At 74.8% G+C, this 22,109-nt stretch carries 20 protein-coding genes; 4 read left to right on the forward strand and 16 right to left on the reverse strand.

The window, feature by feature from the left end:
* Nucleotides 1-322: 322 nt before the first annotated feature.
* Nucleotides 323-1,432: a globin domain-containing protein gene (locus HDA43_RS19720; protein WP_179823833.1), complete on the forward strand. Its 1,110-nt coding sequence runs from the start codon at nt 323-325 to the stop codon at nt 1,430-1,432.
* 27 nt (nt 1,433-1,459) lie between these two features.
* On the opposite strand, the gene HDA43_RS19725 is transcribed toward HDA43_RS19720, so the two are convergent.
* On the reverse strand, nt 1,460-2,722 hold the full coding sequence (locus HDA43_RS19725; protein ID WP_246424463.1) for an MFS transporter: 1,263 nt from the start codon (nt 2,720-2,722) through the stop codon (nt 1,460-1,462).
* Nucleotides 2,723-2,786: 64 nt separating this feature from the next.
* On the opposite strand from HDA43_RS19725, the gene HDA43_RS19730 reads away from it, so the two are divergent.
* The gene (locus tag HDA43_RS19730; RefSeq protein ID WP_179823835.1) at nt 2,787-3,437 is read left to right on the forward strand and encodes a helix-turn-helix domain-containing protein; all 651 of its coding nucleotides are present in this window, start codon (nt 2,787-2,789) and stop codon (nt 3,435-3,437) included.
* On the opposite strand, the gene HDA43_RS19735 is transcribed toward HDA43_RS19730, so the two are convergent.
* A complete protein-coding gene (locus HDA43_RS19735; RefSeq protein WP_312873447.1) occupies nt 3,425-4,261 on the reverse strand; it encodes a helix-turn-helix domain-containing protein in 837 nt (278 codons plus the stop codon). The genes HDA43_RS19730 and HDA43_RS19735 overlap by 13 nt on opposite strands.
* A gap of 64 nt (nt 4,262-4,325) precedes the next feature.
* Between HDA43_RS19735 and HDA43_RS19740 the strand changes: the two genes are divergently transcribed.
* Complete coding sequence (locus HDA43_RS19740; protein WP_218912325.1) at nt 4,326-4,508, forward strand: hypothetical protein; 183 nt, start codon at nt 4,326-4,328, stop codon at nt 4,506-4,508.
* A 123-nt stretch (nt 4,509-4,631) separates the two neighbouring features.
* On the opposite strand, the gene thyX is transcribed toward HDA43_RS19740, so the two are convergent.
* Complete coding sequence (gene thyX, locus HDA43_RS19745; RefSeq protein ID WP_179823837.1) at nt 4,632-5,357, reverse strand: FAD-dependent thymidylate synthase; 726 nt, start codon at nt 5,355-5,357, stop codon at nt 4,632-4,634.
* Between the two features lie 211 nt (nt 5,358-5,568).
* The gene (locus tag HDA43_RS19750) at nt 5,569-7,725 is read right to left on the reverse strand and encodes an anthranilate synthase component I (RefSeq protein WP_179823839.1); all 2,157 of its coding nucleotides are present in this window, start codon (nt 7,723-7,725) and stop codon (nt 5,569-5,571) included.
* A gap of 344 nt (nt 7,726-8,069) precedes the next feature.
* Here HDA43_RS19750 and HDA43_RS19755 point away from each other — a divergent pair, with 344 nt between their 5' ends.
* Complete coding sequence (locus HDA43_RS19755) at nt 8,070-9,044, forward strand: helix-turn-helix transcriptional regulator (protein WP_179823841.1); 975 nt, start codon at nt 8,070-8,072, stop codon at nt 9,042-9,044.
* Nucleotides 9,045-9,065: 21 nt separating this feature from the next.
* On the opposite strand, the gene HDA43_RS19760 is transcribed toward HDA43_RS19755, so the two are convergent.
* The 12 genes from HDA43_RS19760 to HDA43_RS19815 all read right to left on the reverse strand — a co-directional run bounded on the left by HDA43_RS19760 (nt 9,066) and on the right by HDA43_RS19815 (nt 22,060).
* Nucleotides 9,066-10,010, reverse strand: coding sequence for an SDR family oxidoreductase (locus tag HDA43_RS19760; RefSeq protein ID WP_376770515.1), 945 nt, complete (start codon nt 10,008-10,010; stop codon nt 9,066-9,068).
* Between the two features lie 131 nt (nt 10,011-10,141).
* On the reverse strand, nt 10,142-11,434 hold the full coding sequence (locus HDA43_RS19765; protein WP_179823843.1) for an ArsB/NhaD family transporter: 1,293 nt from the start codon (nt 11,432-11,434) through the stop codon (nt 10,142-10,144).
* Nucleotides 11,431-11,874: a CBS domain-containing protein gene (locus HDA43_RS19770; RefSeq protein ID WP_179823857.1), complete on the reverse strand. Its 444-nt coding sequence runs from the start codon at nt 11,872-11,874 to the stop codon at nt 11,431-11,433. The genes HDA43_RS19765 and HDA43_RS19770 overlap by 4 nt, the downstream gene beginning before the upstream one ends.
* 112 nt (nt 11,875-11,986) lie before the next feature.
* Nucleotides 11,987-12,826 carry a universal stress protein gene (locus HDA43_RS19775; protein ID WP_179823859.1) on the reverse strand — a complete coding sequence of 280 codons (840 nt, stop codon included), beginning with the start codon at nt 12,824-12,826 and terminating at the stop codon, nt 11,987-11,989.
* Nucleotides 12,827-13,048: 222 nt separating this feature from the next.
* Nucleotides 13,049-14,050: an Acg family FMN-binding oxidoreductase gene (locus tag HDA43_RS19780; RefSeq protein ID WP_179823861.1), complete on the reverse strand. Its 1,002-nt coding sequence runs from the start codon at nt 14,048-14,050 to the stop codon at nt 13,049-13,051.
* Between the two features lie 224 nt (nt 14,051-14,274).
* Entirely contained in the window at nt 14,275-16,581 is a 2,307-nt protein-coding gene (locus HDA43_RS19785) for a heavy metal translocating P-type ATPase (RefSeq protein WP_179823863.1), read from the reverse strand.
* On the reverse strand, nt 16,578-17,465 hold the full coding sequence (locus HDA43_RS19790; RefSeq protein WP_179823865.1) for a universal stress protein: 888 nt from the start codon (nt 17,463-17,465) through the stop codon (nt 16,578-16,580). The genes HDA43_RS19785 and HDA43_RS19790 overlap by 4 nt, the downstream gene beginning before the upstream one ends.
* Before the next feature lie 232 nt (nt 17,466-17,697).
* Nucleotides 17,698-18,600 carry a universal stress protein gene (locus tag HDA43_RS19795; RefSeq protein ID WP_179823867.1) on the reverse strand — a complete coding sequence of 301 codons (903 nt, stop codon included), beginning with the start codon at nt 18,598-18,600 and terminating at the stop codon, nt 17,698-17,700.
* Nucleotides 18,584-19,090, reverse strand: a complete 507-nt coding sequence (locus HDA43_RS19800) for a CBS domain-containing protein (RefSeq protein ID WP_179823876.1) — start codon at nt 19,088-19,090, stop codon at nt 18,584-18,586. The genes HDA43_RS19795 and HDA43_RS19800 overlap by 17 nt, the downstream gene beginning before the upstream one ends.
* Nucleotides 19,090-19,959 carry a universal stress protein gene (locus tag HDA43_RS19805; RefSeq protein ID WP_179823877.1) on the reverse strand — a complete coding sequence of 290 codons (870 nt, stop codon included), beginning with the start codon at nt 19,957-19,959 and terminating at the stop codon, nt 19,090-19,092. Before HDA43_RS19805 ends, HDA43_RS19800 begins: the two co-directional genes overlap by 1 nt.
* Before the next feature lie 169 nt (nt 19,960-20,128).
* Entirely contained in the window at nt 20,129-21,040 is a 912-nt protein-coding gene (locus HDA43_RS19810; protein ID WP_179823879.1) for a universal stress protein, read from the reverse strand.
* Between the two features lie 18 nt (nt 21,041-21,058).
* Entirely contained in the window at nt 21,059-22,060 is a 1,002-nt protein-coding gene (locus HDA43_RS19815; protein WP_179823881.1) for a universal stress protein, read from the reverse strand.
* Nucleotides 22,061-22,109: the final 49 nt, after the last annotated feature.

The following is a 22,109-nucleotide window of genomic DNA, read 5'->3' on the forward strand; positions in this document are numbered from 1 at the left end:
CTGCCGGAGATGCCCCAGAAAAGGCCCGAGGGCCGACCGGACGGTCCGACACGACATTAAATACGAAATATTACGAATATCCCTCATTTTCCACACACCTGGCCGCCAAGAGGTTATTACCCGTGACGCCCTCGCAATTACGGAAGGCCAGATTTCGCACCATATTCCAGAGAAACGGTTGTGACGCCTATGGGAAACTGCAAGAATTCAATTTGAGCGAACCGGCGGGCCGGGGTCACCGGGCGCTCGCCACCCGGAACCGTCATGGAGGTGGTCTGCGTGATCGGACTTTGATCCGGTCGGTGGGGTGAGGTCCGATCACATGTCGTTGAATCCGCGTCTCGTCAAGGAAAGCTTCGCCGTCATCGAGCCCGTCGCGGACCGGGCCGCGGCATACTTCTACGGGCGGCTGTTCGCCGTCAATCCGCACATGCGTGGCATGTTCCCCCCGGCGATGGACGCCCAGCGCGACCGACTGTTCGGCGCGCTGACCCGCATCGTCTGGAGCATCGACGGCCCCGACGGCATGGCGCCGTTCCTCGGCCGCCTGGGCCGCGACCACCGCAAGTACGGCGTGCTCACCGAGCACTACGCCGTGGTCCGCGACGCGCTGCTGGCCACCGTACGGCACTTCGCCGCCGAGGTCTGGACCCCCGAGGTCGAGCGGGCGTGGGAGGCGGCGTACGCCGTCGCCGCCGACTTCATGATCAAGGCCGCCGAGGCCGACGCGGGCGTCTCCCCCGCCTGGTGGCTGGCCGAGGTCACCGGCCACGAGCTGCGCACCCCGGACGTCGCCGTCCTCACCCTGAGGCCCGCCCAGCCCCTGCCGTACCTGCCGGGACAGCACGTCAGCGTGCAGACCCCCCGCTGGCCGCGCGTGTGGCGGCCCTTCTCCATCGCCAACGCCCCGCGGCCGGACGGCACCGTACGGCTGCACGTCCGCGCGGTGCGGGGCGGGTGGGTCTCCGGCGCGCTGGTCCGGCACACCCGCGCCGGCGACACCCTCATGCTCGGCCCGGCGTCCGGGTCGATGGCCCCGCCCGTCTCCGGCCGCGACGTCCTGTGCGTCGCGGGAGGCACCGGGCTGGCCCCGCTGAAGGCGATCATCGAGCACGTCATCGCCTCCGGGCGGCGGTCCGGCATCCACCTCCTGTACGGCGCGCGCCGCGCGGCGGAGCTGTACGACCTGCCCGACCTGGTGCGGATGGAGTCGGAGTTCCCCTGGCTGCGGGTGCTGCCGGTCGTCTCCGACGAGCCGGGCCACGACGGGGTGCGGGGCACCGTGGGCGAGGTGCTGGACCGCTTCCCCTCCTGGGCCGGCCACGAGGTCTACGTCTGCGGCCCGCCCGCCATGGTCGGCGACGCGGTCCGGCGGCTGCGGCGCGGGGGCGTCCCCCTGACCGACATCCACCGGGACATCATCGAGTCCTGAGGTCGTCTCCGAAGTCGTCCCCGCCGCTCAGGCCGTCTCCCCCGCCCGGATCTCCTCCGCACGGGCCGCCTCCGCCGCACGGGCCGCCTCCTCCGCCGCGGCGACCGAGGCGGTCGTGACGGAGCGGGAGACCACGGCGACGGCGACGACGCACAGCACCGCCGCGGCGCAGAACACCGCGGGCAGCCCCGCCCGGTCGGCGAGGAACCCGCCCGCCGCGGCGCCCAGCGGGGTGGCCCCCATCCCGATCAGGCGGGCGGTGGCGTTGATGCGGCCGAGCATCGCCCCGGGGACGATCCGCTGCCGCAGCGAGACGATGACGACGTTGGAGACGGCGTTGGTCGCCCCGAGCAGGACCGCGGTGACGGCGATACCGGGCACGGTGGGCAGCAGGACCGGCACGAACAGCAGGAGCCCGTTGACCAGGTCGGCGACGATCAGCGTCCTGACCTGGCCGGCCCGGCGCGTCAGCCGGTCGGCGACCAGCGAGCCCGCCACCGCGCCCGCCGCCAGCGCCGCGGTGAGCACGCCGTACCCGGCGGAGGTCAGTCCCACCCGGGACTCCTCGCCGACCACCCACAGCACGAACACCGCGAAGTAGGCGGCGTTGGCGAAGTTGAGCACGCCCGAGAAGAGGGCCAGGCTCCGCAGCACCCGGTGACCCCATAGGTAGCGCAGACCCTCGGCGATGTCGGCGCGCAGCGGCCGGGTGGAGGGGGTCTCGACGCGGAACCGCCCGCGCATGCCGAGCAGCGTCAGGGCCGCCGCCGCGTACAGCAGGGCGGGCGTCCCGAGGGTGGCCGTCGCGCCGATCCCGACCAGGACCCCGGCGACCGGAGCGCCGAGGAAGTTGTTGCCGACGGTCTGCACCGCGACGAGCCGGCCGTTGGCCTCGCCCAGCCGCTCGCGCGGCACGACCATCGGCAGCACCGACTGCGCGGAGGTGTCGGCGAGGACCTCCGCGACGCCGGTCAGCAGCGCCCCGGCCAGCAGCACCGGCAGGCTCAGCAGCCCCAGCCAGGCGGTCAGCGCCACCCCGGCCAGCGCGGCCGCCCGCAGCGTGTTGGCGGCGACCATGATCCGGCGGCGGTCGTGCCGGTCGGCCAGGGCGCCCGCGTGCAACGCGAGCAGCAGCCACGGCAACGTGGCCGCCGCGCTGACCAGGGAGACCAGGACCGGCGAGCGGGTCAGCGTCACCGCGACCAGCGAGACGCCGACGACGGTGATCCCGTCGGCGACGTTCGACAGGCCGGAGGCGGCCACCAGCCGGCGGAAGGGTCGTCCGGTCATGTGCGCTCCCGGTATCGTGGAAAGAGAAGTTTGCAAACGATTCTTTGCAAAGATATGGCTGCACATGACGGATGACAAGACCCGTTCCATCGACGCCGCCGCGCTCAAGGGGCTGGCGCACCCCTCCCGGCTGCGCCTGCTGGAACTGCTGGAGCGGCACGGCGAGGCGACCGCGACCCAGCTGGCCGCCCTGACCGGGGAGAACACCGGCGCGACGAGTTACCACCTGCGACAGCTCGAACGGTACGGCTTCATCGAGGACGTCCCGGGACGCGGCAGGGGCAAGGAACGCTGGTGGCGCGCGGGCAGCTTCTCCATGGACGGCGACCGCTTCCGGCGCGACCCCGACACGGCCCAGGCCGCCGAGATGGTGCTCGCCCAGGTGGTCCGCCAGCGCGGGGCCGAGCTCACCCGCTGGCTGGAGGAGTCACGGACCACGCCCCGGGCGTGGATCGAGGCCAGTGTCACCTCCAGCAGCGGCATGCGCCTCACCCGCCAGGAACTCGCCGACCTGGTCGGTGAGGTCTCCGCCGTCCTGGACATCTACCGGAAGCGGGCCCGGGACCGCCCCGGTGACACGCCGGACACCGCCCAGGTCGTCGTCCACTTCGACGCTCTGCCCTTCGGCGTCGGCGAGGCGGATCCCGACGGGGCGGACGCCGGCCGGACGGGCTCCGGCGGGCCGGACTCCGGGGAGGCTGATCAGCCGGGATGAGCCCCCGGCCACGCGATGTCGTCGACCGCCAGGAACGGCTCGCCGGCCACGGCCGCCGGGGTCGCCCCGGTGAACGCCATGACGTCCCGATGCAGGTGGGACTGGTCGGCGTAGCCGGCCTCCGCCGCGACCCCGGCCGTGCCCTCACCCGCGACCAGGCGGTGGGCGGCGTGGTCGAAGCGGACCAGCTTGGCGGCGCGCTTGGGCGACAGGCCGATCTGCGACCGGAACCGGGACCACAGGCGCTTGCGGCTCCATCCGGTCTCGGCCGCCAGCCCGTCGATCCGGACCATCCCGCGACCGGCGACGATCCGCTCCCAGGCCCAGGCCACCTCCGGGTCCACGGACGCCTCCGCCGCATGCCGCCGGGCGAGCAGCGCGTCCGTCAGCGCGAAGCGGTCCTCCCACGAGGAGACCTCGCCCAGCCGTTCAAGGATCCGCGCCGCCTCCCGTCCCCACAGGTCGTCGAGGGCCGCCACGGCGCCGCCCAGGTCCGCGGGAGAGACGCCCAGGACCGCGCGGGCGACCACCGGGGACAGGCGCACCTGCACGCACTCGACGTTCTCACCCCGCGCCCGGACCGCGCCGCCCGACCCGAAGCCGGGCCCGGCGGCCATGCTTCCCCGCTGCCGCCCGGCGGCGTGGTCCAGGACGGGTGAGCCGGAGCCGAACTCCAGAAGCAGCGTCACGGCCGGGTGCGGGACCATCCGGAGCGTGTCCAGCTCACGGACGCGGAACCCCGCCATGGTGACGCCGGCCACCCGGCTGGGCCGCCGCGGGCACGCGATGTCCCACGTGACCGCGCCGTGCATGAACCTCCGCACGGCGCCATGCTACGCGGGCCCGGCCGAGGGAGGAGCGGAGGGAACACTCGGCAAGCCGCTACTGGTGATCTTCGGCGAGGACGACCGCAGGTGGCGATCCTCGTCCGCCGCCGACTACCTGACGGTTCCGGGCGCGGAGGTCGAGGTGCTGCCCGGCCTCGGGCACTCCCCCGTCCTGGAGGATCCGCCGCGGACCGCCGCCCCCTTCCTGGCCTTCGCCGCGGCCCATGCCGTGCGGACCGGATGAGGTAGGGGTGGCCGGTGCGCCGAAGCCGGCGCACCGGTCACGAGAGCACGCCGCACCGGCCACGGGAGCACGCCGCCGGAGACGGCGCCTTCCGGCGGGCCGTGCGCCGCCGTGAGACGCCGGTCAGGGGGCGACGCGGCCGTTGGCGACGAACGCGGCGTGGGTGAGGGGCATCAGCCCCGCCCAGACGGCCTCCATCTTCTCGGCCACCATCTCGATCTCCCGCTGCGGGAACGAGGGCACCTTGGCCTGCTCGCTCTTGGTGCGCAGCGACAGGAAGTGCATCAGGGACCGGGCGTTGCAGGTGGCGTACATCGAGGAGAACAGGCCCACCGGCAGCACGGCCCTGGCCACCTCGCGGGCGACGCCGGCCTCCAGCATCTCCTGGTAGGCGGCGTAGGACTGCCGGTAGGAGTCCTCCATCGCCTCGGTCACCAGCTTGTGCTGCTCGTCGGTCCCCTCGACGAACACGTACTTGCCCGGCCGCCCCTCCTGGACGAGCCTGCGCTCCCGGCCCGGAACGTAGAAATCGGGCTGGAGCTCCCTGTATCTCCCGCTTTCCTCGTTGTACGACCATCCCACTCTGTGGCGGTGGAACTCCCGGAAGACGAAGATGGGCGCCCTGATGAAGAAGGTCATGGAGTTGTGCTCGAACGGGCTCCCGTGCCTGTCGCGCATGAGGTAGTTGATCAGTCCCCTGGACCGCTCCGGGTCCTTGTTGATCTCCTCCAGGGACTGCTCCCCCGCGGTCGACACCCGCGCGGCCCAGAGCACGTCGGTGTCCGAGGCGCTGTGCCTGACCAGCTCGACGGTGACGTCGTCGAGGAAACGCGGCTGACTGTCGTCCATGGGCGGTAGACCTTCCGGTGGCGGTTCGCGGGCACAGGCAAGCCTAGCGCCGTCCGCCGGAGCCGCCCGGAGGGGACGGGCCGGTGCGCCGCGACCGGAACCGGGCACGTCACGGGCTCGGGGGAACCATCGGGCACGGGCCGGGCGCGGCGGAGGAACCAGGGGTCCCGGCGGGCGCGGGCCGTACCGCCCGCGCCCGCCGGGGCGCCGGCTACCGGGTCCGCTGCGCGCCGGCCGCGTCGGCGCGGCAGAGCCTCAGCACGTTGGAGATGATGCGGGCCCCCGCGCCACCCTCGGCGGTGAGGATCGACTCGGGGTGGAACTGCACGGCGAAGCGCCGCCGTTCGGTGTCCTCGATCGCCATCACCGCGCCGTCGGGGGTGAGGGCGGTGGCGGTGAAGCCCACCAGGCCGGGCTGCTTGGCGTGCAGCGAGTGGTAGCGGGCGGCGACGAACTCCTCGGGCAGGCCGTCGAGGAGGGCGCTGTCGCCGGTCCTCCTGACCTGGCCGCGCTTGCCGTGCTCGGGGTTGGCCAGCAGCTCCAGCGTGCCGCCGGCCTGCTCGACCATCCCCTGCAGGCCGAGGCAGACGCCGAACACCGGCAGGTCGCGCTCGTAGAGGGCGTCGATGAGCGACGACAGGCCGAAGTCGACGGGCCAGCCCGGGCCGGGCGAGAGCACCACGAGGGACGGCGCGATCTCGTCGATCATGGCGGCCGGGAAGCCGTGGCGCAGCGTGACGACCTCGGCGCCCTGCTGGCGGAAGTAGTCGGCGAGGGTGTTGACGAAGGAGTCCTCGTGGTCCACGAGCAGCACCTTCAGGCCCTCCCCCGTCCTGGGGGTCTCGGGGGCCGGCGCCTGCTCACGCTCCTCGCCGACCGCGGCCAGGGCTTCGAGCAGCGCGCTGGCCTTGAGCTCGGTCTCGCGCTCCTCGGCCTCGGGGTCGGAGTCGAACAGCAGGGTGGCGCCCGCCCGGACGGCGGCGACGCCGCCGCGGATCTGCGCGGTGCGCAGGGTCAGGCCGGTGTTCATCGAGCCGTCGAAGCCGATGTAGCCGACGGCTCCGCCGTACCAGCGGCGGGTGGTCTCCTCGTGGTCCTCGATGAACTGCATCGCCCAGGTCTTGGGGGCGCCGGTGACGGTGACGGCCCACATGTGGGTGAGGAAGGCGTCCAGGGCGTCGAACTCCGGGCGCAGGCGGCCCTCGATGTGGTCGACGGTGTGGATCACGCGGGAGTACATCTCGATCTGGCGCCGCCCGATGACCTGGACGCTGCCCGGCACGCAGATGCGGGACTTGTCGTTGCGGTCGACGTCGGTGCACATGGTCAGCTCCGACTCCTCCTTGACGCTGCTCAGGAGGGTGCGGATGGCCTCGGCGTCCTCGATGGGGTTGCCGCCGCGGGCGATGGTGCCGGAGATGGGGCACGTCTCGACGCGGTCGCCGTTGACGCGGACGTACATCTCCGGGGAGGCGCCGACCAGGTGCTCGCCGTCGCCGAGGTTGAACAGGAACTCGTACGGTGCCGGGTTGCGCCTGCGCAGGGTGCGGTAGAAGCCGGCCGGGTCGGTGCACACCCCGTGGAAGACCTGGCCGGGGACGACCTCGAACAGGTCACCGCGGACGAACTTCTCCTTGGCCGCGGCGACGACCTCGGCGTAGGCGCCCTTGGCGGGGGCGGCGGGGACCTCGGCGGGGGCGGGAGGCAGCGGGACGCTCTCGCCCTCGCGGGCCAGGCCGCGGGTGGAGACGCCGTCCACGGTGAACTCGTAGAGGTACTCCCTGCTGGTCTCCCGCTTGCGGTCGACCACCATGATCCGGTCGGGCAGGTGCAGCACGAGGTCGCGCTGGTCGTCGGCCCGGGTGAGGACCTGCCGGATCGGCTCGAACTGGAAGGCCAGGTCGTAGCCGAAGGAGCCGTACAGGCCCAGGTGCTCGTCCTCGCCGCTGAAGGCGGCGATGATCTCGCGGATCGCGGTGAAGACGGTGGGCCGGCGGCTGCGCATCTCCTCGGGGAGGATGTCCTCGGACTCTGCGACGTGGACCTCGACGTGGTCGGCGGTCGGCTCGCCGGTGGGCTTGCCGGCGGCCAGCATGCACGAGGCGACGGCGGGCAGCACGACCCGGCCGCGGTCGTTCAGGGCGCGGGCCGAGATCCTGCGCCCGCGGGCGACGATCTCCAGGCAGGGGTCCGCGTAGGCCAGGTGCCACCGGCTGTAGCGGCCGGGATACTCCATCCCCGAGGAGAGCACGCCGCCGCGGCGCTCGCCGAGAGCGGTGACGACGTCCTCCAGCATGCTCTCCGGCACATCGGACGTCGTGACTTCGACGCCGATGCCGCCGGCAGTGGTATATCCGCTGGTCTCCACTTGCAGCCTCGTCCCTTTTGGTCGCTCGATGCCCGGAAGGAGGCGGAAACAGAAAAGGCCGCCTTCCCGGGCGGCCGTCTGTCCACTTCGCGAATGCGAAACACGCGCCGCCTAGCAGCGGCGCCACCACTGGAGGGTGTCGAGGTCTCGCATGTCGCAAGGGTACCGGCGGAAACCGTGATCATGCAACGTGCCCGCACCGGGCCGGGCCGCACGGTGAGCGGGTCGTACGGCGGGGACTGCGGCCCGGTGCCCGGATCCGGAGGCTCACGGCGGAGACCGTACGGCGGCGCGGCGCTCGGGGGCGGGGCCGGGCCGTACGGCGGGCGGGTTAGGGTCGGCGGGTGCGTGCGGCCAGGCTGATGTCGTTGCTGTTGCTGCTCCAGGCGCGCGGCGGGATGACCGCCGCGGAGCTCGCCCGTGAGCTGGAGGTCTCCGAGCGGACCGTCCACCGCGACGTGCTCGCCCTGGCCGAGGCCGGGGTGCCGGTCTACGCCGACCGCGGCCGGGGCGGCGGCTACCGCCTGCTGGAGGGCTACCGCACCCGCCTGACGGGCCTGGACCGGGCCGAGGCGGAGGCGCTGTTCCTGTCCGGGGTGCCACGGGCGCTGCGGGAGATGGGGCTCGGCGAGGTGGCGGCCTCGGCGCGGCTGAAGGCGGCGGCGGCGTTGTCGCCCGGCGCGCGCGACGCCCCCGCGAGCGCCGCGCAGCGCTTCCACCTCGACGCCCCCGGCTGGTTCGCCGGGGGCGGGCCTCCTCCGGAGGCGCTGGCCCCGCTGGCCAGGGCTGTGTGGGGCGACCACCCCGTCACCGGCCTCTACCGGGGCGGGCCCCGGACGCTGGAACCGTACGGGCTGGTGCTCAAGGCCGGGGTCTGGTACCTGGCGACGCGGTCGGCGATCTACCGGGTGGACCGCTTCTCGGGGGTCGAGGCGCACACCGACCGGCGCTTCGAGCGCGACCGCGGCTTCGACCTGGCGGCGTTCTGGGAGGAGCGGGCCGCCGAGTTCGCCCGTTCGCTGCTGCGGACGCGGGTCACCGTACGGCTCAGCCCCGTCGGCCACCGCCGGTTGCGGGTCTTCGCCGACCCGGCGGCCCTGGACGAGGCGCTGGCGTCGGCCACCGGGCCCGACGGGCAGGGCCGGGTCACGGTGTCGCTGCCCGTCGAGTCGCTGGAGGTCGCCTACGGCCAGCTCCTGGGGTTGGGGCCCGAGGTGGAGGTCCTCGATCCGCCGGAGCTGCGCGCGCTCCTGGCCGGGGCGGCCGCGCGGATGAACGCCCTGTACGGCGGGCCCGGGGACGAGGACGCGCCGGGCTGAGGACGGACCGGATGGGGCCGGTCAGCGGTAGCCGGTGGTGTCGGCCGGCTTGCCCTTGCTCTGCACCTCCTCCATGTAGCGCCAGGCGTCGGGCACGCTGCCGTCGACGTCGGTGACCCCGTACGCGCGGGCGAGCCGGACGCTGGAGACGGTCTGCCCCGACCAGCGGGCGCGGTCGTCGGCGGCGGCCAGCGCGGCGACGGCCCGGCCCGCGAAGGCCGGTGACTCGGAGATCGCGAAGTGCGGCTCCCGGGCGGTGGCGTCGCGCCAGTCGGCCTCGGTGACGCCGTAGTGCTCCAGCATCGCCTCCGAGCGGATCCAGCCGGGCGTCAGCGTGACGGCGGCGCAGCCGTGCGGGCGCAGCTCGTGGTCCATGGAGAACGCCAGGCGGTTCAGCGAGGTCTTGGCCAGGTCGTAGAAGACGGAGAGGCGGTAGTTGGCGGCGTTGTACTCGGCGGTGCCGTCGGTCACCTCGACGAGCAGGCCGCCGGGGTTCCTGATCATCAGGGGCAGGAGGTGGTGGCTGGTGATGAGGTGGGTGTCGATCGCCAGGCGCATCAGGCGCAGCCCGTCGTCCAGCGGGTGCTCCCAGACCGGGACGTCCCATTTGGCGAACATGTCGCCGCCCCAGATGTCGTTGACGAGGATGTCGAGACGGCCGTGCTCGCGGTCGATCCGCTCGGCCAGCGCGCGCACCTGGTCGCTCTCCAGGTGGTCGACCCGCTGGGCGACGCCCCGGCCGCCGGCGCGGGTCACCAGCTCGGCGGTCTCCTCGATGGTCTCGGGGCGGTTCATCTCCGAACGCGCCCCGCGGGTGGTCCGGCCGGTGCAGTAGACCGTGGCGCCCGCCTCGCCCAGCGCCACCGCGATGGCCCGGCCGGTCCCCCTCGTCGCCCCGGCGACCAGGGCGACCTTTTCCTTCAGCGTGTTGTGCATGGCGACGATGCTGCCGCCGAAAGAGGACATCTCATGTCATGTTTTCCCGGCGATCCTCCGATGCCGGGCGGCGGCCGTCACGGCCGGGCCGCACCGTCGCGGCCAGGCCGTTCGGCCGGGCCGGAGACGGCGCGGGCCCCGCGGCCCGCGCCGTCTCCGGATCACACCAGGTAGCGCAGCCACAGGTACGGCGTGGCGACCGCGACGGTGGCGAAGGTGACGACGAGGCCGTACTTGGTGAACTCCCAGAAGCTGATCGGCGTCCGGTTGCGCGCGGCGATGCCGAGGACGACCACGTTGGCCGCCGCGCCGACCGCGGTGGCGTTGCCGCCCAGGTCGGCGCCGAGGGCCAGCGCCCACCACAGCACCTGCGCCGGGCCGTTGCCGCCGTTGGCGTTCACCAGCTCGGCGACGATCGGGCTCATGGTCGCAACGTAGGGGATGTTGTCCACGATCGCCGAGATGACGGCGGAGATCCACAGCAGGCCCAGCGTGGCCACCCCCAGGCGGCCCTGGGTGGCCTCGACGGCGGCCTGGGAGACCTGCTTGATGACGCCGGTCTCGACCAGCGCGCCGACCATGACGAAGAGCCCGGCGAAGAACACCAGGGTGGGCCACTCGACCTCGCGGATCGCCTCCTCGGTGGTGACCCTGGTGACCGCCACCAGGATCCCGGCGCCGAGGATCGCCACCACCGACGGCTCGTAGTGCAGCACCGGGTGCAGGACGAAGGCGGCCAGCACCAGGACGAGCACCGTGAGGCTCTGCCACAGCAGCCGGCGGTCGGCGATGGCCTCGCGCTCGTTCAGCTGCATGATCTCCGCGGCGCGCTCGGGGTCGTAGACGAACGCCCTGCGGAACAGCAGGCGGCACAGGCCGATGAACACGACCATCAGCACCACCGCCAGCGGCGCCAGGTGGACGAGGAAGTCGTTGAAGGTCAGCCCGCCGCGGCTGGCGATGATGATGTTGGGCGGGTCGCCGACCAGGGTGGCGGCGCCGCCGATGTTGGACGCCATGGCCTCGGCGATGAGGAACGGCGCGACCGGCAGCGCGAGCCGCTCGCACACCAGGAACGTCACCGGGGCGATCAGCAGGACCGTGGTGACGTTGTCCAGCAGCGCCGACGCGAGCGCCGTGATCACCAGGAGCAGCACCATGAGCCGGAAGGGGCGGCCCCTGGCCCGTTTGGCGGCCCAGATCGCCAGATACTCGAAGACGCCCGTCTGTTTGAGCACCCCGACGATGATCATCATGCCGAGCAGCAGGAAGATGACGTTCCAGTCGATCCCGGAGTGCTCGGAGAAGAACGCGGCCCGGCCGTCGGTGGCGTGGATGACCAGCATGATGCCGGCTCCGCCGAGCGCCGCCGCGACGCGGTTGACCTTCTCGGTGGCGATCAGCGCGTACGCGACGAGGAAGATCGCGACCGTCAGCCACGCGGTGACCGTCACGACGAGAGCACCCGGCCCAGCAGCCTGGTCAGCAGGACGGCTCCCAGCAGGCGCCCCTCGTCCATGACCGCGACCAGCGGGCTGGAGGTGCGCGCCATGAGCGCGGCCACCTCCAGCACGGTCGCGTCGGGGTCGGTCACCGGCAGCTCACGGGGGTCGTCCGGCATGCAGTCGCGGACGGTGCGCCCGGCCAGCGACCGCAGGAACGCGTCGGCGTGCGCCTCGTCCACCACCCGGGCCAGCGCGGGATCGTCCAGGCAGTAGCGCGGCACGGCCTGGCGCAGCACCGCGGTGGCGGGCAGCACGCCGGCGGGCGAGCCGTCGGCGTCGACGACGATCAGCGCCAGCAGGTGCCGGTCGGCCACGATCCGGGCGGCGTCGGCCGCCGGGGCGTCGAGAGGGATGGTCGGGAACTCGCTGACGAGGTCGCGGGCGCGCATCGGATGCACCGGCACTTTCGGGGTCGACGACGGAAGCGCCGACCAGACTTCCCGGCTCACCCCGCCGGATAACCTATCAAGCCGACGCGGAACGACTTCGGAGGGGCCGGGCTCAGCGCTCCGGCGGGCCGGGGACCACGATCAGCGGGCAGGCGGCGTGGTGGATCAGCGAGTGGCTCACCGAGCCGAGCAGCAGGCCGCCCAGCTCGCCGCGCCCGCGTGACCCCACGACCAGCAGGTCGGCCCGCGCGGACAGGTCCCTGAGCACGGCGACCGGGTGGCCCTGCTCCACCTGCTCGATGACCTTGACGTCCGGGTGGCTCTCGCCCCGGCCGGCCAGGGCCTCGGCCAGTGCCCGCCGCTCGCTCCCGGCCGCCGCGCGCACCTGGAGCGGGACGGCGGGCCGTCCCCAGGCGTGGACGGCCCGCAGCGGGGCGCCGCGCAGGGCCGCCTCGGTGAAGGCGAGGTCGACGGCCGCCGCGCCTTCCGGGGAGCCGTCGACACCGACGACCACCTCGCCGCGCGAGTGGGCGGGCAGGTCGCGCACGATGGCCACCGGGCAGGGGGCGCGGCCGGTCACGCCGAGCGCGACCGAGCCGAGCAGCATCCCCCGGAAACCGCCCAGCCCGTGGCTGCCCACCACCAGCAGCTCCGCCTCCCGGGCGGCCTCCAGCAGCGCGCTCCGGGGCTCGCCGGGCAGCAGCTCCGTGTCCGTCTCGACGCCGCCTCCCTCCTCCTCCACTCGCCCCAGCGCGTCGGTCAGCGTGGCGGCGGCCCCGTCGCGCATCCACCGGCCCACGTCGGCGTACGGGGCGTCCTCGGCCATCTGAAGCGGCCAGGCCGGCATGACGTGCACGATGCGCAGTGCGGTCCGGCGCAGGCGGGCCTCCTGGACCGCCCAGCCCACGGCGTCCAGAGCGGCGCGCGAGCCGTCGGTTCCCACCAGGATCACGGTGTCCTCCCCTGCTCTCACGGGCCCGCGGCCCGGTCGTACGGTGTTCCCCCGGCTTCCCGGTTCCCTCGGTTTCTCCGGTTCCCCTGATTCCCCTGGTTACCCCGGCTCCTCCGGGCTCCCTGATTCCCCCGGTTCCCCGGTTTCCCGGTTCCCTTGGTTCTCCCGGCTCCCCGGGCCGCCGGCCGGTGATCGCCGCGCGAGCCGGCGGGGCCCGGCGGGTCAGCGCGGCGGGCGTTCCTCCAGCACCTCGGAGACCGGCCGCCGGGTGGCGGCGTTCTCGTCGAAGGTGAACCCGAGGCGCATGATCATCTGCGGGTACTCGCCGGACAGCAGCTCCTGCCGGATGAACTCCCGCAGGTGTTGCGCCTCCAGCGCCTGGGTGTGGAAGGCGGCGCTGAGGCCGTACGCCGAGGCGTGCAGCAGCACGCGCTGCAGGGCCTGGCCGGCGGTGACCCAGTCCTCGCGGGAGTCGCCGCGCGTGGTCAGCACGGCCACCGTGCCGGTGGAGGTGCCGAAGAACTGGTCGCTGTCGTTGCCCCAGGGGTGGCCGTGGGCGTAGTCGCGCTGGGCGAAGTGCGGGCGCGTCCGCCGGGGCTCGCGGGGGTAGCCGCCGGCCGGGACGCCGTCGCCGCGCGTGCTGCCCGGCGGCCGGGCCCAGCGGACCACCTCCAGGGAGAACAGCCGGTCCTGCGACTGCACGTCCTGGGCGGCGCAGGTGAGCGCGGCGAGCACCCGGACGGCGGCCTCGGCGCGGATCGGCGTGAGCCGCGCCCCCTCGGCGGCGGCCTGGGCGGCCAGCGTCTCCTCCAGGCGCTCGGGGACGGGCAGCTCGGTGAACCCGGCGCGGTGGGTGCGGCGGCGTTCGATCTCGGCGTGCAGCCGGACGGTGTGCTCGTCGGGGACGACCGTCCCGCCGACCCGCACGGTCGCCACCAGGGCGGGACGGTCGGGATCGGGCAGGATCCGCACGAGGGGTTCGTGGCCGAGGCGGCGCAGCGTGAGCCGGACGTTCATCAGGGCCGCGCCGCAGCTGATCAGCAGCTCGCGGCCGGCGGCGTCGCCGATCCGCAGCCTGCGGTCGCTGTCGGCGCGCATGGCGATCTCGTCGCCCTCGACGGTGAAGGACCACGGCTGGGTGTTGTGCACCGACGGCGCCCACACCGCGGCCTGGACCGCCGCCCTCGTCGCCGAGATGATCTCCTCCATCGGGTGAGCGCTCATGACCGTCCTCCGCCGGGCGTCCACGCGGAGGCGGTCCGCGCGCCCGTGCCATCCTTGGTCGTCATCATCGCCTCCTGTGTCGATCGTCCCCGGGCGGCGGCCGGGCGGTCAGCGGCGAAAGTCCCCGATGGCAGGGACCATGGCCCCGGTACGGGCCCGTCCCCCACCGGGCACCCGGTCCGGCCGCGCCGGGGCCCGGCCGCCGCCCCGGACCGCGGCGGGGGTCACGCCGGGGAGCCGGCGCCGAGGGCGAGGGAGAAGTACGCCTCCTCCTCCTGGTCGAAGTGGAGCAGCAGCACCGCGTGCAGGCCGTACAGGCAGGAGCGCAGGTCGTCGAGCTGCTCCGGGCGGAGCCCGGCGTTCCCGGCGAGGTCGAGGTGGCGGCCCAGCCGGCGGACGAGCCGCTCGATCTCGGCGTGCGCCCTGCTCATCGTCATGGTCACCTCCGGGCCGCCGAGCACCTGCCCCATCGCCGGGTACAGCGCACGCTCCTCGGCCCGCTCGTGCGGGAGCAGCCGTCCGGTGAGGAAGCGGTGGACCTCCCGCAGACGCCCGAGATCCTCGGGGCCGGGACGTTCGCCCAGTTCGTCGGCGGTCCGGCGGATCAGCTCCAGCGGAGGCCGCAGCGAGGAGTGGTCCAGCTCGAAGCGGCGCAGCAGGGACTCGGTGGCGGCGTCCACCGCCGGGCGGGTGCCGCGCGCCGAGCGCAGCGCCCGCAGCGCGTTGACGATCACGGCGATGTCGATGGCCTCCTGCAGCAGCGCGCCGGCCGCGGGCGGCAGCATCCCGGCCGCGGCGGCGGCCATGGCGAGCAGTGACATCGCCATCCCGGCGGCGGCGCTCTGTACGGCGATGCGCCGGGAGCGGCGGGCGACGTCCATGGCGTCGGCCAGGCGGTCCAGCCGGTCGGCGGTGAGCACCACGTCGGCGGCCTGGGTGGAGGCGGCCGAACCCCGGGCGCCCATGGCGACCCCGACGTCGGCGGCGGCCAGGGCCGGGGCGTCGTTGACGCCGTCGCCGACCATCACGGTCACCGCCCGGCCGGTCTCCCGCCGTACCGCCGCGACCTTGTCCGCGGGCGTCTGCCCGGCCAGCACCCGGTCCACGCCGAGGACCACGCCGACGCTCTCGGCGACCTCGGGGCGGTCACCGGTGAGCATGACCACCCGCTCGATCCCGGCGGCGCGCATCCGGCGCAGGGTCCGCGCCGCGTCGGGCCGCACGGTGTCGCGGAGCAGGATCACCCCGACCGGGTCGCCGTCGGCGGTCACCCAGACGGTCATGGCGCCGTCCAGGGCGGCCCGCGCCCGCTGGACGCGTTCCCACTCCGGGTGGGAGGGGGCGGTGGCCTTGCCGACCTCGACGCGGCGGCCCTCCACCAGCCCCTCGGTGCCGGTGCCGGGCCGCTCGACGACGCCGGACGGCTGCGGCGGGGAGACGCCGCGCTCCCGGGCGGCGCGGACGATCGCCTCGGCGAGCACGTGGGACGACATCCGGTCCACCGCGGCGGCCCAGAACAGCACGTCACCGGGGTCGGCGCCGGGCGCGGCCACGACGCCGGAGACGTGCGGCCGGCCCGAGGTCAGCGTTCCGGTCTTGTCCAGCACCAGCGTGCGGGCCTGCCCGAGCCGCTCCAGCGCCCCGCCGCCCTTGACGACCACGCCGTGGCGGGCGGTGCGGGACAGGCCGGAGGCGATCGCGGCGGGCGCGGCCAGCAGCAGCGGGCAGGGGGTGGCGACGACCAGCACGGCGACGGCGCGGACCGGGTCACCGGACAGCCACCAGGCCGTCCCGGCCGCGAGCAGCGTGACGGGCAGGAACCAGGCGGCGAAGCGGTCGGCGAGCCGTACGACGGGGGCGCTCGCCGCCTCGGTCTCCCTGGCCAGCCGCACGACGCCGGCGTAGGCGCTGTCGGCCGCGGTGCGGGTGGCGCGCAGGTCGAACGCGGAGCCGGCGTTGACAGTGCCGCTGCGCACCGGCCGGCCGGCGCCGTACTCCACCGGCAGCGACTCGCCGGTCAGCGCCGACTCGTCCAGCAGCGCCGAGCCGGCCGCGACCACGCCGTCGGCGGGGACGGTCTCGCCCGCGGGGACCATCAGCAGGTCGCCGGGGCGGACCACGTCCACCGGGACGAGGCGGGGCTCGCCGTCCTCGTAACGCCGGGCCGAGCGGGGGGCGCGCTCGTACAGCGCGGTGAGGTCGCGCCGGGCGCGGCGCAGCGCGTGCTCCTCCAGGGCCCGGCCGGTGGCGAGCATCACGCCGATCAGCGCGCCGGCGAGGTACTCCCGTACGGCGAGCGCGCCGCCCAGGGCGAGGACGGCGATCGCGTCCACGCCCATCCGGCCGCCGCGCAGCGCCGAGACCACCCACCACGCCGCGGGCGCCAGGGCCACGGCGGTGACCACCGCCCACACGGCATCGGCCGCGGTGACCTCGCCCGCCAGGTACAGCGCGCCGCCGCACACCAGCCCGGCCACGGTGACCGCGAGCAGGACGGCGGTGGCCCGATGCGCGGCGCGGCCGGGGTTCATGCCCGCACGACCGCCACCGGGCAGCGGGCGTGGTGCAGCACCCCTCGGCTGACAGAGCCCAGGATCGCCGAGCCGATCGTGCCCATGCCCCGGGAGCCCACGACGACCAGGTCGGCGTCCGCCGACGCCTCGACGAGGGCGTCGACGGGGTGGGCGCTGGAGACGTCCTCGATCACCTGCACCTCGGGGAGCTTCTCCCGCCAGGCGGTGAGCTTCTCCCGCACCATGCGGTCCTGGTAGCGGCGGACCTCGTCCATGTCGTAGGTGACGTCGGGCGCGAAGGCGTGCACCGGGAGCTGCCAGGCGTGGACCGCGCGCAGCGGGCAGCCGCGCGCCCTGGCCTGCTCGAAGGCGTAGGCGAGGGCGGGGTCGGACTGCGGGGAGTCGTCGACGCCGACGACGACCTCGCGGCGGTGCTCCTCGCCGCCGGGGCGGACGACGACCACCGGGCAGCGGACGTGCCCGGCGACGTAGGTGCTCACCGAGCCGAGCAGGGCGCTGGCGAAGCCGCCCAGGCCGCGGCTGCCGAGCACGATCTGGGCGGCGTCCGCGGCCTGCTCGCACAGGCTCCTCGTCCGGGACCCCTCGATCAGCTCGGTGGTCACCTCCAGCGTGGGCTGGCGGGCGCGCGCCTGGTTCTCGGCCTCCTCAAGGACGCGGCGGCCGCTCACGACGAGCGTTCCCGGCCATTCGGGGGCGGAGAACCGGGGGATGTCGTACGGCCCGCGCTCCACGACGTGCACGAGGCGCAGCGGCAGCCGCCGCCGGAAGGCGTCGTCGGCCGCCCACCGGACCGCCCTGGCGGCGTCGGGTGAGCCGTCCACCGCGACGATGACGGGGCCGGCCGCTCCAGGGACCGGCCGGGCGGTGTCGTTCGAGGACATGGTCTCCTCCTCGGGTAGGGGGCCGTCTGTTCAAGCGTCGGCGCGGGGCGGCGGGGCTCCCAGAGCCGCTGGGCCCGCCGCCGGGGGACTTTCGGCCCGTTTCCCGGCCGGGGCCGTCGCCGGATCCCCTCCGGCCCGGAAAAGCCCCGTCGCGCGGCCCATCTCCCGGCCCGGCCCGCCCCGCTTCGCGACCCGTGTCCCTCCGGGGAACGCCCGCCGGTCCGCGCGGGTCTCAGTCGCGGTCCTTGACCACCGCCACCGTGCATCCGGCCCGCCGGAGCAGCTCCCGGCTGACCGAGCCGAGCAGGCGGCTTCGCACCGGGCCGAGCCCGCGCGAGCCGACGACCAGCAGCCGGGCCCGGTGGCTGCCGGGCAGCAGCACCGGCAGCGGCGGGCCGCCGACCGTACTGGTCGTGACGGTCACCCCGGCGGTTCCCCGGGGCAGCGCGGTGACGGCCTCGGCGACCCACCGCTCCAGCTCCTCCCCCCGCCTGCCCGGCCCGTCCCGGCAGGCGTGGATCGCGTGCACCGGCAGCCGGTGCCCCCGGGCGTACTCGAGTGCGAACCGCAGGGCCGCCAGCGAGCAGTCCGACCCGTCCACCCCGACCACGACGGTCTCCGCGCCCCCCGCCGCCTCGGCGGTCCCGCGTACGGCCAGCACGGGGCAGGCCGCGTGCGTGGCGACATGGGCGCTCACCGAGCCGACGAGCAGCTCTGCCATGCCGCCGCGGCCCCGGGTGCCGAGCACCAGCATCTCCGCCGTCCGGCCGAGCGAGACCAGCTCCGTCCCGGGATCCCCCCGCAGCAGCGCCGACCGCACGGCGCGGCCGGGCAGCAGCCGCTCGGCCAGTTCCACGCCCTCCGACAGGATGAGCCCGGCGAGGCCGCGTTCGCGCGTGGTCACCGCCGCCTCGCGCTCGGCCCGGGGGCCGTCCCACACGTGGCAGACGGTCAGCCTCCCGCCGCGCACCCCGCACGCCCGCGCCGCCCACCCGACGGCGGCGCGGCTCTGCGGGGACCCGTCGAACGCGACGACGATCTCGCGTCCCGCGCGGGGGCGGGACGCGGCGCCGTACGCGACCCGGGCCAGGAAGTGGATCCGCGCGGCGAGCTGCGCGTCAACGCCATGAGTCATGCGGCAGCACCGGGACCAGGCGGAACATCCCCGTCATGAGCTCCGGTGGCTCGCCTTCGCCGGTCTCCTCGGCGATCCGGCCGGCCACCGCCCGCAGGATGTCGGTGGTGGTCACCATCCCCACGATGGTCCCCGACTCCCCCAGGACCGGGACCGCGGCGGTCCCGGCGCCGATCATGGCCGCCGCGGCCTCCCGCAGCGGCGCGCGCGCCGAGATGCGGGGGCAGCGGTGCCCGGCGATCAGGTCCTGGACGCGGACCCTGGACTGCTCGGCCGGGCCGCCCGACCAGCGGGCGGTGATGTCCTCCCGGGTGAGGACGCCCACCAGGTGGCGGTCGCCGTCCACGACCGGCAGGTGGTGGACGCCGGCCCGGCGCATGATCTCCCAGGCCAGCAGCGGGGACTCGTCGGGGTCGACGGCGACGAGCGTCCGGCTCATCACCTGGCCGACCGTGAGGTCGCGGACGTCCGACGGGCTCTTCACGTCCATCACGCCTCCCCGGGGGCGCGTACCACGGCGACGGGGCAGTGGGAGTGGTGCAGCACGCCGTGGCTCACCGAGCCGAGCAGGGCGGAGCCGGCGCGGCCCAGCCCGCGGGAGCCGACGACCACCAAGTCCGCGTTCCGCGACGCGTCGCGGATGACCGCGACCGGGTGCCCGCAGACCGCCGTCTCGGTGACCTCCACCTGCGGGTACTTGTCCCGCCACGGGGCGAGCGCCTCCTGGGTGATGTGCCGCTCGGAGGCGGCGATCTCCTCGATCAGCGGCGTGTAGGCGGTGGCGCCCGGTCCCACGACGGGCATCTGCCAGGTGTGCACGACATGCAGCCGGGCTCCGCGCCGGGCGGCGTCCTCGAAGGCGTACTCCAGGGCCGCCGCCGAGTGGGCCGAGCCGTCGAAGCCGACGACGACCTCGCCGAACGGCCGCTCCCTCGGCTCGCCCTTGACCACCACGACGGGAACGCTCACACGCCCCGCCAGGGCCAGGGAGACCGAGCCGAGCAGCAGGCCGGTGAACCCGCCGCGACCTCGGCTGCCGACCACGACCTCCCGGGCGTCGGCGGCCTCGCGGCGCAGGACCTCCACGGTCCTGCCCGGTTCCAGCACGCTGTTCACCTCCAGCTGCGGGGCGTGTTCGTGGGCCAGGTCGACGGCGCCGTCGAGCATCCCCCGGCAGTACGCGGCCATGGAGTCGTGGAAGCCCGGCGGGGTCTGGAGCGGGAGGTCGTAGGTCCACGGCTCGCACACGTGCACGATCCGCAGGGCCCAGCCTCGCCGGACCGCCTCGTCGGCGGCCCATCGAACCGCGGCCCGCGCCGGAGCGGAGCCGTCCGCACCCACCAGTACGTGCGCTGTCATGTCACCCTCCTTGGGTCCGTCACCGTCCATCCGACACCCGGGCCCGGGGCCGCCGCAGCGGCCGAAGGACCCGTCCACCCGGGACTTCCGGTCCGGGTGCCGGTACCGTCCGTGTGCCCGTCCGTGTGCCCGGCGCGGGGCGGCGCGGGCGCGCCGCGGCCGCGCACCCTCACTCCTCCCCCGGGGACGGCACCACCGCGACCGGGCAGTGGGCGTGGTGCAGCACGCCGCGGCTGACCGAGCCCAGCACGAGCGAGCCGAGCCCGGCCAGGCCGCGCGAGCCGACGACCACGAGGTCGGCCTGAGCCGAGGCCTCGCAGAGGGCGGACACCGGGTGGGCGCAGATCGACGTCTCGGCCGTCTCCACCTGGGGGTGGTCCCTGATCCACGACTCCAGCACCCCGCGCACCGCCTCCCGGCCGGAGGCGAGGGCGTCCTCGGCCAGCGACGAGCAGCCGGCCGCGTACGGGGTCATCACGGGCGCGTGCCAGGCGTAGACCACGCGGAGGCGGGCGCCGCGGCGGGCGGCCTCGGCGAAGGCGTACTCCAGCGCGGCGCGGGACTCGGCCGACCCGTCGAAGCCGGCGACGACCTCGCCCTGCACGGCCTCCTGGGCGCCGCGCACCACGACCACGGGACAGGCCGCCCGGCCGGCCAGGCCCACCCCGACCGACCCGACCAGCATGCCGGCGAAACCGCCCAGGCCCCGGCTGCCGACGACGACCTGGGCCGCCTCGCGGGACTCCTCCAGCAGCGTCTCGATGATCCGCCCGGTGACGAGCACGGGCGTCACCTCCACGCCGGGCGCCTGATCGCGGGCCAGGTCCACGGCGGTGGCGAGCATCTCCTCGCAGGCGCGCGACACGCCCACGGGCGCTCCGGGCACCCGTGCGCCGGGCACCTGCGCTCCGGGCGCCTGGACACCGGGCACCTGCACGTACGGCAGGTCGTAGGCCCACGGCTCGCAGACGTGGACGACGCGCAGGCCGCACCCGCGCCGGGCGGCGTCGTCGGCCGCCCACTTCACCGCGATCGACGCCGGCCTCGATCCGTCCGTGCCGGCCACCACCTGCCCGCCCATGGCTTCCTCCCGTCCGTGTCACCGGCCCCTGTCCCCTGCTCCCGGGGACATGCTCCCGGGGGATCCGTGCTGTCGGGGGTCCGCCGTCGGGGGCCCGCTCCCGGAGAGATCTGCTCTCAGGGACCCGCCGGGCCCGGCGGGTCCCGCGGCGGGGGGCACGACCGCGACGGGGCCGGAGGCATGCCTGACCAGGGAACGGGTCATCAGCCCCAGGTGCCCGGACAGCAGCGCCGACCGCCCGGCCCCGGCCACGAGGAGGGTCGCCTTCGCCGACGCGTCCAGCAGCGACTCCTTCGGCGCGGTGGTGCTGAGGCAGACGTCGACGGCGACCTTCGGGTACTTCTCCTGCCAGCCGGCGAGACGCTCGTCCACCCACTCCCGGCAGACCCGGGCCGAGTCGTCGACGTCGGGCAGCGGGGCCATGGCGACGCCCCACGCCGTCAGGTGGTGCGGATGGCCGGCGTGCATGACGAGCAGCCGCAGCCGCCGCAGGGCCGCCTCCTCGAAGGCGAACTCCAGTACCTCGCCGCCGGTGGTGTCCTTCAGGCCGAGGACCACCGGGCCGGGATGCAGCGGCACGGGGATCGGGCCGGTCCCACGGGTGATGAGCACCGGGGCCCGCGCGTGGGCGGCGACGGCGGAGGCCGTGGAGCCGATCACCGACCGGGCCGGGGCGTTCCGGCCGCGGGAGCCGATCACGACGAGCTCGGCGTCGGCGGACAGCTCCACCAGCCGCCGGGCCGCGGGCCCCTCGTAGAGGTCGGTGGCCACCTCCACGATCGTGCTGCACGCCCGGGCGCAGTCGGCGCCGTGCCGTAGCACCCGCCCGGCCGCCGCCCGGCCCCGGTCCCCGGCGTCCTCGCCGGCCTCGCCGTACGGCCACTGCCAGGCGTGGACGACGGTCAGCGGAAGCCGTCTGAGCTCGGCCTCGTCCATGGCCCACTCCAGGGCCTGCAGCGAGTGGTCCGAGCCGTCGTAGCCGGTCACGACCCTGCGTCGTCTCGTCCGCGGTTTCGCCATGCTGTTCCCCTCGATGCTCCTCTCGATGCCCGTGTCCGGGGACGGCGGG

Origin of the sequence: Streptosporangium sandarakinum (assembly GCF_013409935.1) — a bacterium.
In the GTDB taxonomy this organism is placed as follows: Bacteria; Actinomycetota; Actinomycetes; order Streptosporangiales; family Streptosporangiaceae; genus Streptosporangium; species Streptosporangium nondiastaticum.

Coding starts and splice junctions, on each gene's coding strand:
- HDA43_RS19810 (WP_179823879.1), bottom strand. CDS start 21,040: ATGGGCGGGCAGGTGGTGGCCGGCACGGACGGATCGAGGCCGGCGTCG.
- HDA43_RS19780 (WP_179823861.1), bottom strand. CDS start 14,050: ATGAGCGCTCACCCGATGGAGGAGATCATCTCGGCGACGAGGGCGGCG.
- HDA43_RS19725 (WP_246424463.1), bottom strand. CDS start 2,722: ATGACCGGACGACCCTTCCGCCGGCTGGTGGCCGCCTCCGGCCTGTCG.
- HDA43_RS19800 (WP_179823876.1), bottom strand. CDS start 19,090: ATGGACGTGAAGAGCCCGTCGGACGTCCGCGACCTCACGGTCGGCCAG.
- HDA43_RS19720 (WP_179823833.1), top strand. CDS start 323: ATGTCGTTGAATCCGCGTCTCGTCAAGGAAAGCTTCGCCGTCATCGAG.
- HDA43_RS19805 (WP_179823877.1), bottom strand. CDS start 19,959: ATGACAGCGCACGTACTGGTGGGTGCGGACGGCTCCGCTCCGGCGCGG.
- HDA43_RS19785 (WP_179823863.1), bottom strand. CDS start 16,581: ATGAACCCCGGCCGCGCCGCGCATCGGGCCACCGCCGTCCTGCTCGCG.
- HDA43_RS19730 (WP_179823835.1), top strand. CDS start 2,787: ATGACGGATGACAAGACCCGTTCCATCGACGCCGCCGCGCTCAAGGGG.
- thyX (WP_179823837.1), bottom strand. CDS start 5,357: ATGGACGACAGTCAGCCGCGTTTCCTCGACGACGTCACCGTCGAGCTG.
- HDA43_RS19790 (WP_179823865.1), bottom strand. CDS start 17,465: ATGTCCTCGAACGACACCGCCCGGCCGGTCCCTGGAGCGGCCGGCCCC.
- HDA43_RS19815 (WP_179823881.1), bottom strand. CDS start 22,060: ATGGCGAAACCGCGGACGAGACGACGCAGGGTCGTGACCGGCTACGAC.
- HDA43_RS19770 (WP_179823857.1), bottom strand. CDS start 11,874: ATGCGCGCCCGCGACCTCGTCAGCGAGTTCCCGACCATCCCTCTCGAC.
- HDA43_RS19760 (WP_376770515.1), bottom strand. CDS start 10,010: ATGTCCTCTTTCGGCGGCAGCATCGTCGCCATGCACAACACGCTGAAG.
- HDA43_RS19795 (WP_179823867.1), bottom strand. CDS start 18,600: ATGACTCATGGCGTTGACGCGCAGCTCGCCGCGCGGATCCACTTCCTG.